The sequence below is a fragment of the Pseudomonas rossensis genome (assembly GCF_039888995.1).
In the GTDB taxonomy this organism is placed as follows: Bacteria; Pseudomonadota; Gammaproteobacteria; order Pseudomonadales; family Pseudomonadaceae; genus Aquipseudomonas; species Aquipseudomonas rossensis.
On record NZ_JBBWCB010000170.1, the window covers coordinates 1 to 10,141 of the forward strand.

Sequence of the window (10,141 nt, forward strand, 5' to 3'; positions counted from 1 at the left end):
AGGGATTGATCAATCGAAGTATGCTTTTTCATGGACTCGCCCTCGCTGTCGTTGGCTGATTAGACTGCCACCGTGGCGCATTGACGCCTCGGCTTGGGCGAGTCCATCCAATTACAAGGATCGAGGTAACCGTATAACGGCGGTCAAGCCGCCACCGGGCGTTTCTTCCAGGCTCAACTGGCCACCCAGGCGTTCGGCCGCGTCGCGGGCGATGGTCATGCCCAGTCCGACGCCACCGGAGTTGCGGTTGCGCGATCCTTCCAGACGAAAGAATGGCTCGAACACGGCTTCACGTTTATCCGCCGCAATACCCGGCCCATGGTCGATGACCCGGATCACCAGGGTTTCGCGCGTGTCTTCGAGCGTAATCATTGCCTGCCCGGCATAACGCAGGGCATTGTCCAGCAGGTTGTTGATGCACGAGCGCAAGGCCATCGGCTGCACTTGCAACGGTGCGCAGTGGCCGCTGGTCAGAACATCGGCGCCCTGGTCCTGGGCGTTTTCACTCAGGGATTCGACCAGCGCCTGCACATCCATCCATTGCACAACTTCACTGGTCCGCTGTTCATGCAGGTAAGTGAGGGTGGCGTCGAGCATGCTGATCATGTCGTCCAGATCCTGACGCATCTGGCCTTGCAATTTGTTGTCGTCGATCTGCTCCAGTCGCAGCTTGAGCCGCGACAGCGGCGTGCGCAGGTCGTGGGAGACGGCGCCAAGCATCCGCGAGCGTTGCTGCACTTGTTCACGAATGCGTTGCTGCATCTTGTTGAAGGTGTGTGCCGCTTGCCGTGCTTCCCGTGGGCCGGACTCATCCAGAGGCGGGCTGTCGAGGTTTTCGCTCAGTCGCTCGGCAGCATCGCTCAGGCGCTGGATCGGCCGGCTCAGCAGTTTGGCACCGTACCAGGCGGCGATGATCAACGAGACCAGTTGAAAGGTCAGCGGCACCAAGGGGCCGCCGAACCACGGCCGCGGTGGCCGATTTCCGAAGCGCGGGTCCATCGGCGGGCGCTGTCCGTCGAAGTTTTCGGAAAACCCCGGCGACGGTGGGGGCGGCGGGCCGTAATAGTGAAACCAGAAAAACGCCAACAAGTGCGCCAGGATGATCGCCACCAGCAGCATGCCAAACAGGCGGCCGAAGAGCGTATCGAAGCGCGCACGCATCAGCCGATGTCTCTGGCGTCGAACAGATAACCCTCACCGCGAACGGTCTTGATCAGCTGCGGGGCTTTCGGGTCGTCACCGAGTTTCTGGCGCAGGCGCGAGACCAGCAAGTCTATGCTGCGATCAAAGGCTTCGATCGAGCGACCGCGAGCGGCATCCAGCAGTTGTTCGCGGCTGAGTACCCGGCGCGGACGTTCGATGAACACCCAGAGCAAACGGAACTCGGCGTTGGACAGCGGCACCACCAGGCCATCCGCGGCGATCAACTGGCGCAGCACGCTGTTCAGGCGCCAGTTGTCGAAACGGATGTTCGCCCGCTGTTCAGTGCGATCGTCGCGTACCCGGCGCAGGATAGTCTGGATGCGCGCCACCAATTCTCGCGGTTCGAACGGCTTGGCCATGTAGTCGTCGGCGCCCAGTTCCAGGCCGATGATCCGGTCGGTGGGTTCGCAGCGGGCAGTGAGCATCAGAATCGGGATGTCCGATTCGGCGCGTAGCCAGCGACACAGTGACAAACCGTCTTCGCCGGGCAGCATCAAGTCGAGCACCACCACGTCGAAATGCTCCGCTTGCAGCGCCAGGCGCATCGCGGCGCCATCGGTGACGCCGCTGGCGTGAATGTTGAACCGGGCCAGGTAGTCGATCATCAGTTCGCGGATCGGGACGTCATCGTCGACGATCAGGGCGCGAATGCTCCAGCGTTTGTCGTCGCCGGGCGCTTTTTGATCGTCGTTCACAGGTGCGTGGAGGTTGTGCATGCGTGCGTTCATCTGCCAGGTAGGCTGCCAACCACAAAGATGGGCTGCGAGGTTGTGGTTTCAGCATAGGCGTCCGGCCCGGAGGCGGGAAGTGCTGTAAGGACGTGTTGCGGCTGCCGAAGGTAACGTTGAAGGGTGTTGCAGGCGTGTCAAGTGTGTATCCGACTCGACACAATGGGTGCAAGGGCTAGTCTTGCTTGAGCCGCCTATACGAATTACCGATCATCGGGTCCCGCAGAGGCGCTGGTTCCGCTACAATGCGCGCCGATTTCGACCTGCCTGAGAGCCCACTCATGTCCGCCTGCCAGACTCCTATCATCGTCGCCCTGGATTTTCCCACCCGTGACGCCGCACTGAAGCTGGCCGATCAGTTGGACCCGAAGCTGTGCCGGGTCAAAGTCGGTAAAGAATTGTTTACCAGCTGCGCTTCGGAAATCGTTGGCACCCTGCGTGACAAGGGGTTCGAAGTGTTCCTGGACCTCAAGTTCCATGACATCCCGAACACCACCGCCATGGCCGTCAAGGCGGCTGCGGAGATGGGCGTGTGGATGGTCAATGTGCATTGCTCCGGTGGTTTGCGCATGATGGCCGCGTGCCGCGAAGTGCTTGACCAGCGCACCGGTCCGAAACCACTGCTGATCGGCGTGACCGTGCTGACCAGCATGGAGCGTGAGGATCTGGCGGGTATCGGTCTGGATATCGAGCCGCAGGAGCAAGTGTTGCGCCTGGCCGCGTTGGCGGAAAAAGCCGGGATGGACGGTCTGGTGTGCTCGGCCCTGGAAGCCCAGGCCCTGAAATCGGCGCACCCGTCGCTGCAACTGGTGACCCCGGGGATTCGTCCGGCGGGCAGCGCCCAGGACGATCAGCGCCGCATTCTGACGCCGCGTCAGGCGCTGGATGCCGGTTCCGATTATCTGGTGATCGGCCGTCCGATCAGCCAGGCCGCGGATCCGGCCAAGGCGTTGGCGGCGGTTGTGGCCGAACTCGCGTAAAAAGATCGCAGGCTGCGCCAGCTCCTACAGGGGAATGCGATCCCATGTAGGAGCTGCCGAAGGCTGCGATCTTTTGTTTCACTGCTTTTAGACCTTCAGCACCAACTTCCCGAAATTCTCGCCGCTGAACAACTTCATCAGCGTCTCCGGGAACGTCTCCAGTCCTTCAACAATATCTTCCTTGCTTTTGAGTTGCCCCTTGGCCATCCAGCCGGCCATTTCCTGTCCGGCGGCGGCGAACTGCGCGGCATAGTCCATCACCACAAAACCTTCCATCCGCGCGCGGTTGACCAGCAGCGACAGGTAGTTGGTCGGGCCTTTGACCGCTTCCTTGTTGTTGTACTGACTGATGGCGCCACAGATCACCACCCGCGCTTTCATGGCCAGACGACTCAACACCGCGTCGAGGATATCGCCGCCGACGTTATCGAAATACACATCGACACCTTTCGGACATTCGCGCTTGAGGCCGGCGTGGACGTCTTCGTTTTTGTAATCGATGGCACCGTCAAAACCCAGTTCGTCAATCAGGAACTGGCATTTGTCCGCGCCGCCGGCAATGCCGATGACGCGGCAACCTTTGATCTTGGCGATCTGCCCGGCAATGCTGCCCACCGCACCCGCAGCACCTGACAACACCACGGTGTCACCCGCCTTTGGCGCGCCGACATCGAGCAGGGCGAAATAGGCGGTCATCCCGGTCATGCCCAGCGCCGACAGATAGCGCGGCAGAGGCGCCAGTTTCGGATCGACCTTGTAGAAACCTCGTGGCTCGCCGAGGAAGTAATCCTGCACACCCAGGGCACCGTTGACGTAGTCCCCGACCGCGAAGCCCGGATTATTCGAGGCAACGACTTTGCCTACGCCCAATGCGCGCATCACTTCGCCGATACCGACCGGCGGGATGTAGGACTTGCCCTCGTTCATCCAGCCACGCATGGCCGGGTCCAGGGACAGGTATTCGTTTCTGACCAGGATCTGACCCGCAGCCGGTTCGCCGACCGGTACTTCCTGATAGGTGAAGGTCTCGCGGGTCGCCGCGCCCACCGGACGTTTGGCGAGCAGAAACTGGCGATTGGTCTGGGTAGTCATGACAGGCACTCAAGATGAATGAAGACTTGTTGATAGACCTTCATGAACGATGCCGCAAGTTTGGCTGATGCGGCGAATGCATATCGATCCAGTGCAGTGATAGTCAAACCGGCGGTTTTATCACTGTCACTCATGGGCACCCAACCGGCCTTCTGATAGTGCTGCCGCGACGCAGGCCCTTGTGGCTAGATTGCGAACACGCGATCCCCCGCATCTTCTCTTCGAGGACATAACAATGAGCATGACGTTTTCTGGCCAGGTCGCCGTTGTGACGGGCGCCGCCAATGGTATTGGCCGCGCGACCGCCCAGGCGTTCGCCGCTGAAGGCTTGAAAGTGGTAGTGGCCGACATGGACACAGCCGGGGGCGAAGGCACTGTGGCGCTAATTCGTACGGCGGGCGGCGAAGCGACCTTCGTGCGTTGCAATGTCACGCTGGAAAGCGATGTAAAAAATCTGATGGACGAGGTGGTCAATACCTACGGCCGTCTCGACTATGCCTTCAACAATGCCGGCATCGAGATCGAGAAAGGCAAACTGGCCGAAGGTACGGTCGACGAGTTCGACGCGATCATGGGCGTCAACGTCAAAGGCGTCTGGTTGTGCATGAAATACCAGTTGCCCTTACTGCTGGCCCAGGGCGGTGGTGCAATCGTCAACACCGCATCGGTAGCCGGCCTTGGGGCTGCGCCGAAGATGAGTATTTACGCGGCGTCGAAACATGCGGTGATCGGCCTGACCAAATCGGCGGCCATCGAATACGCCAAGAAAAAGATTCGGGTGAACGCGGTGTGTCCGGCAGTGATCGACACCGACATGTTCCGCCGTGCCTATGAAGCCGACCCGAAGAAAGGCGAGTTCGCCAATGCCATGCACCCCGTCGGGCGCATCGGCAAGGTCGAGGAAATCGCCAGTGCGGTGTTGTACCTGTGCAGCGACGGCGCAGCGTTCACCACGGGGCATTCACTGGCAGTGGACGGTGGCGTTACGGCGTTCTGAAACCAGCCACTGCAACGTAGGAAAAAACCCGCATTTGTGCGGGTTTTTTTTCGGTTCCGCAAAGGAGTCAGGCAATGTGTTTCAAATGGTTAGAACCGAGGGTTTTGGCGGCGTTGTCGCACATCTGATCGACCGATCCTGTGATTAACTGTTTCCCGCAAAACGGACAGGAGTTTGCTTGCTCATGGAGTTGAGAATCGATCGACAGGCATTGGTGCCGGTCGTACAGCAAATCGTCGACGCGCTAGCCTGCTGGCTTCGCCGTGGCGAGGTGCCGCCGGGGACGCGTTTGCCTTCTGTGCGGCAAATCGCCCGGATCAATTTGCTCAGTCAGTCCAGCGTCGTTGAGGCCTGTGAGCGTCTGGTGGCTCAAGGGGTGCTGGCGTCGCGTCATGGCGCCGGTTTCATTGTCGCCATGCCAGCGCTGGCCGCTTCGGGGCAACAGGATTGCCCCTGGTTCGAGGGGGTAGAAGTGAAGCAGGGCGGCACTTCGGGCGAACTCAAACTGGGGTGTGGCGGACTACCCGAGAGCTGGCGCGAAACTGACGACCTGAGCTACGCGATCCGTCAGGTCAGCCGTACCGACATGGCCGGCCTGTTCAACTACAGCACACCGCTGGGCCTGCCAGCCTTGCGTCAGCAGATTCACAAGCGCCTGAAACAGCTCGATATCGTGGTGGAGGAAAACCGGATCCTGACAACGGCGGGTGCCAGTCAAGGACTGGACCTGATCGTGCGTACCTTGTTCAAGCCGGGTGATTGCGTGGTGGTGGAGAATCCCGGTTATTGCTTGCTGTTCGATCTGCTCAGACTGCACGGTGTCAGCATGATCGAAGTGCCGCGAACGCCGCGCGGGCCGGACATCGAAGCGCTTGAGGCGCTGCTGGTGAAATACAGCCCGAGCGGGATCTTCATCAATAGCTTCTATCACAATCCCACTGGCAGCAGCCTGGCGCCGGCGGTGGCGCAGCGGGTTCTGCAACTGGCCAAAACTTATGGCCTTCTGGTAATCGAAGACGACGTCTATGCGGATTTGCACAGCGGCCCCGGTACGCGCCTCGCTGCATTGGGTATCGATGACAACGTGATCTACGTCGGCAGCTACTCCAAAACCCTCAGCAGCTCGTTGCGGGTAGGTTTTGTAGTGGCCGGCGCCGGGGTTATTTCGCAGCTGGCCGAGGTCAAGATGATCAGCAGCATGGGCGCTTCACGGTTTTGTGAGTCGGTGCTGGCAAGCCTGTTGGCCAACGGAGCCTACCGCAAATTGGTACAGCGCCAGCGCCAGCGCTTGAGCAATGACAGGGAGGCGGCGTTGCAAGTGCTTGAAGACGCCGAGTGGGAGGTCTTCGGCAAGCCGGTCGGAGGCCTGTTCATCTGGGCGCGATCGCGCAGGTCCGACTACGCTCAGGTGCGGACTCAGGCACAGCGCTTCGGTGTGCTGTTGTCTTCTGCGACGGCATTCAGTCCCACCGGAGAGGCCAATGACTGGCAGCGCATCAATGTGGCTTATGCCTGTGATCCGCGAGCCCGGGCATTTTTTCAGGCCACCGCTCTGGATCGACCTCAAGCGTTCTGAAAACGACGGGAGCGTAGCTTTTTGCCATTATTCCGACGCCGGAGACTTGTGTTGATACAGGCCCGTTGCGAATCTGCGTCAACAGACTATGTCAGGGGACTAAGTGCAATGATTTCGGCCGTGCAAGGACGTTTTGCCAACCTCGGTATGGCGAAAAAACTGGGTGTCGGGTTTGTACTGGTGCTGCTGTTGACAGCCTTGGTGGCGGCCATCGGCGTATGGTCCTTGCAAACCATCAGCCAGCGCTTCGACGGGCTCAAGCAGATGTCGTCGCTCAACAGCGGTTTGCTCAAGGTGAGACTGCTCGAGCAGGAGTACGCCTTGCACGGCAACCCGAAAACCGCTGATGCGTTGCGCGAGGGCGTTGACGGTCTGATCGCTCTGGCAACCCAACTGAAATCGGCGTCTGCGGCCAACGTGCCGGTGATGAACGACGTCGAGCAGTCCCTGGGGGCTTACCGCAAGGCCTTTGACGAGTTCGTCTCGCTCAGCCAGGCCAAGGACCTGGCACTGGAGATGGCCAGTTGGTCGGTGTCCAGCGTGGCCAATAATCTCGACGTGCTACAGGCCGGGCTGGCCGATGACGGCGCTTATACCTTGAAGGAATCCGAAGGCAAGGACGGTGGGCAGTTTATCGAACAGGCCAATCAGGTCAGCCTGGTGTCGCGGTTGATGTTGCAAGCCATGAACGAAGCGCGTGTGCGCCTGGACCTGAGCCGCAAGGGCGACGACAGCGCAGGGCAGGGCAAGATCGAGCAGGCCGACCAGGCACTGACCCAGGCCGAGCAGCTGAAAACTACGGTCAAGGATGAGGGTTACCAGACGGTCCTCAACGAAGTGGTCGGGCACATTGGCGGATTCAGCGAAAAACTCGCTGAGTACACCGGCCTGCTGGCGCAGGAAAAAACCGTTTATCAACAGCTGCATCAGCGCGCCGCTCAGGTGGTGGAACGGGTGGATCAGGCCTATGTCGCCGAAGACCAGTCGATGCAGGCGGAGCTGAAAAAGAACTCGCTGCTGATCATCGGTTCCTCGGCGCTGGCGCTGCTGGTCGGGCTGATTGCGGCCTGGGTGATTACCCGGTTGATCGTGGCACCGCTGCGCAGTGTGATCCGTGTTGCTCAACAGATTGCTTCTGGCGATTTGAGTGCGACGGTTGAAGTGACCCGTCGTGATGAAATCGGGCAGCTGATGCAGGCCATGCAGCAGATGGGCGCGGGGCTTAGCAGCATTGTCAGCGGTTTGCAGGCTGGCATCGAACAGTTGGCCAGTTCAGCGCAGTCACTGTCGGCGGTGACCGAGCAGACCAATCTTGAAGTCAGCAGCCAGAAGGAAGAAACCGAACAGGTCGCTACCGCGATGAATCAGATGACCGCCACCGTGCACGACGTTGCGCGCAACGCGGAGGAGGCCGCTCAGGCGGCGCAGACAGCGGACGGCAAGGTTGAAAGTGGTCAGCAGGTGGTGCGCCAGAGCATGGCGCGGATCGAACAGTTGGCAGATTCCGCCACCTCAGCCAGTTCGAGCATCGAAAGCTTGAGTGCCGAGATCCAGAACATCGGCACGGTACTGAGTGTCATCAAGAGTGTGGCCGAGCAGACCAATCTATTGGCCCTCAACGCCGCGATCGAGGCGGCTCGAGCCGGCGAGCAGGGCAGGGGCTTTGCGGTGGTGGCCGATGAAGTGCGGGCCCTGGCCAAGCGTACTCAACAATCGACCGAGGAGATTGAACGACTGGTGAGCGCCTTGCGCTCGGCGGCTCAGTCTTCTGTTCAGCAGATTCAGAACAGTGGCGAGCTGGTGAAGCTGGCTGTGAGTGATGCGTTGCAGACTGAGAGTGCGCTGGGGAGTATTGCAGCGGCAGTGTCTTTGATTCAGCAGATGAACCAGCAGATCGCAGCGGCTGCCGAGGAGCAGAGTTCAGTGGCTGAGGAGATTAATCGCAGTGTCACGAGTATTCGGGCCAGCGCGGATCAGTCTTCGTTGGCGATGCAGGGGAATGCGGCTTCCAGTATTGAGTTGGCGCAGTTGGGGGTTGAGCTGAAGGGGATGGTGGGGCACTTTCGGCTTTGAGGTGTACACCGATCAACTGTGGGAGCCGGGCTTGGTCCGGGCGGCGTTCCGACGATAGCGGCCTGACGGCCGACCAATCCCTTGCGGTTGTACATCGTCCAACTGTGGGAGCGAGCCTGCTCGCGAAGGCGGCCTGATAGTCGACCTTGCTGTCCTGGCCCCGCCCATCAAACTCAACGCAAAAAAAAGCCACCTGCTTAGGTGGCTTTTCTACTTTCTCTGATCAGTCGTAGATCACTTTTTTCTTCCAGTCCGCATCGGCCTCGACGTCTTTGAGTCCTTCGGTCAGCTGGTTCACTTCGCCTTCTACCGGTGCGATGTTGTCCATGACTTGTGCGTTTGCGCGAGCCAGGAGTTTTTCCAGGTATTCCAGCTGTTCGGCGTAGACCTGGGGTTCCTGTTGTTTGCGCAGGTATTGCACGCCGCGTTCGAACGCCAGGCGGGCCTGGCCGGGCTGGTTCTGTTGCAGGGCGTGCTGGCCGAGGTTGTTGAAGAATTCGATGTGCAGCAGGACCAGGATGTGGCGAACTTCGCGGATCCAGCGTTTGGCTTCGTTGGTTGGCAGGAAGCCGTCCTGTGCGGCGCGGGTGATTTGGCCGTGCAGGGCTTCGAGCAGGAAACGTACGTCCTTGGCTTTGGCTTCGGTCTGGATCGGTGCGGGCGGGTTGTTGACCGGGATCGATTCGCCCTGGCCGACCAAGGCGCTCAGTTCGCCAATCCGTGCCTTGAGGTTGGAGCTGGTTTTTTCCAGATTGAGCAGGCGTTGGCAGACGTTCAATTCCAGACGGGTCAACAGCAGCTTGAGGCCCGGTGTCATCAATTGGCCGGGGAAGGTCTCGGTGATTTCGCCGCAACGACGTAGACGATCGTTGAGCTCAACTTTGGCGCGGGCCTTTTCCAGCTTATTGTTTTCCACCACATGGTTCATGTAGCCAATGGCGATCAATAGTGCGATCCCGGCTACGACTAGCAGGGTGATCATGAGTGGTGTCACCGGTAAGACCTCTTTATGGGGTTCGCGTGCGAGTGTAGTGGCTTGGCATTGGGACGCATAGCGCCACTCAGCGAGTTGAATCGGCTACTGCACTGCCTGTATCGGCCGCGTTCCTGCTTATATAAGTAATAGCGTGCGAGGTGCACATTGCCATCATCTTTGGCGTGGGTGGACTATAACGTCTTGGCGGGTGTCAGAATATAGGCGTCAAACCCCAGGCGACGGAAAAGCCTGATTAGTGTCTCAAAGCAGGGCGAAGTCATTGATTTAAATAAATTTATATCTGGGGGTTGACGACCCTTCAATCCATCCATAGAATGCGCGCCACTTACAGCGTAAAGCACACAGCGAAACGCGGTAGGGAGTGAATGTTGTACGTGTGTCCCCTTCGTCTAGTGGCCTAGGACACCGCCCTTTCACGGCGGTAACAGGGGTTCGAGTCCCCTAGGGGACGCCATTTGCGGGAATAGCTCAGTTGGTAGAGCACGACCTTGCCAA

General features: G+C 59.6%; 9 protein-coding genes, 1 tRNA gene and 1 pseudogene. 6 read left to right on the top strand and 5 right to left on the bottom strand.

The window, feature by feature from the left end; translation table 11 throughout:
• Positions 1–111: 111 nt before the first annotated feature.
• Both WLY71_RS27195 and WLY71_RS27200 read right to left on the bottom strand, forming a co-directional pair.
• The gene (locus WLY71_RS27195) at positions 112–1,161 is read right to left on the bottom strand and encodes a sensor histidine kinase (protein WP_347806018.1); all 1,050 of its coding nucleotides are present in this window, start codon (positions 1,159–1,161) and stop codon (positions 112–114) included.
• Entirely contained in the window at positions 1,161–1,919 is a 759-nt protein-coding gene (locus tag WLY71_RS27200) for a response regulator (protein WP_033053235.1), read from the bottom strand. Before WLY71_RS27200 ends, WLY71_RS27195 begins: the two co-directional genes overlap by 1 nt.
• A 293-nt stretch (positions 1,920–2,212) precedes the next feature.
• Between WLY71_RS27200 and pyrF the strand changes: the two genes are divergently transcribed.
• Positions 2,213–2,911 carry an orotidine-5'-phosphate decarboxylase gene (pyrF, locus tag WLY71_RS27205; RefSeq protein ID WP_008148060.1) on the top strand — a complete coding sequence of 233 codons (699 nt, stop codon included), beginning with the start codon at positions 2,213–2,215 and terminating at the stop codon, positions 2,909–2,911.
• A gap of 87 nt (positions 2,912–2,998) precedes the next feature.
• Here the strand turns inward: pyrF and WLY71_RS27210 are convergent, their stop codons facing one another.
• Both WLY71_RS27210 and WLY71_RS27215 read right to left on the bottom strand, forming a co-directional pair.
• Positions 2,999–4,003: an NADP-dependent oxidoreductase gene (locus tag WLY71_RS27210; RefSeq protein WP_347806019.1), complete on the bottom strand. Its 1,005-nt coding sequence runs from the start codon at positions 4,001–4,003 to the stop codon at positions 2,999–3,001.
• Entirely contained in the window at positions 4,000–4,137 is a 138-nt protein-coding gene (locus WLY71_RS27215; RefSeq protein WP_347806020.1) for a hypothetical protein, read from the bottom strand. The genes WLY71_RS27210 and WLY71_RS27215 overlap by 4 nt, the downstream gene beginning before the upstream one ends.
• 101 nt (positions 4,138–4,238) lie before the next feature.
• Here WLY71_RS27215 and WLY71_RS27220 point away from each other — a divergent pair, with 101 nt between their 5' ends.
• The 4 genes and pseudogenes from WLY71_RS27220 to WLY71_RS31490 all read left to right on the top strand — a co-directional run bounded on the left by WLY71_RS27220 (position 4,239) and on the right by WLY71_RS31490 (position 8,649).
• The gene (locus WLY71_RS27220) at positions 4,239–5,000 is read left to right on the top strand and encodes an SDR family oxidoreductase (RefSeq protein WP_150631761.1); all 762 of its coding nucleotides are present in this window, start codon (positions 4,239–4,241) and stop codon (positions 4,998–5,000) included.
• Between the two features lie 184 nt (positions 5,001–5,184).
• Positions 5,185–6,576: an aminotransferase-like domain-containing protein gene (locus WLY71_RS27225; protein ID WP_347806021.1), complete on the top strand. Its 1,392-nt coding sequence runs from the start codon at positions 5,185–5,187 to the stop codon at positions 6,574–6,576.
• Positions 6,577–7,563: 987 nt separating this feature from the next.
• Positions 7,564–7,788 (top strand): annotated as a pseudogene (locus WLY71_RS31485) (HAMP domain-containing protein); the annotation flags it as partial.
• Entirely contained in the window at positions 7,786–8,649 is an 864-nt protein-coding gene (locus tag WLY71_RS31490) for a methyl-accepting chemotaxis protein (protein ID WP_375154723.1), read from the top strand. The pseudogene WLY71_RS31485 and the gene WLY71_RS31490, both read left to right, overlap by 3 nt.
• A gap of 223 nt (positions 8,650–8,872) precedes the next feature.
• Here the strand turns inward: WLY71_RS31490 and WLY71_RS27235 are convergent, their stop codons facing one another.
• Positions 8,873–9,631 (bottom strand): hypothetical protein, encoded by a 759-nt coding sequence (locus tag WLY71_RS27235; protein ID WP_033053231.1) that lies wholly within the window; start codon positions 9,629–9,631, stop codon positions 8,873–8,875.
• 393 nt (positions 9,632–10,024) lie between these two features.
• Between WLY71_RS27235 and WLY71_RS27240 the strand changes: the two genes are divergently transcribed.
• A tRNA-Glu gene (locus WLY71_RS27240) sits at positions 10,025–10,100 on the top strand.
• Positions 10,101–10,141 lie beyond the last annotated feature (41 nt).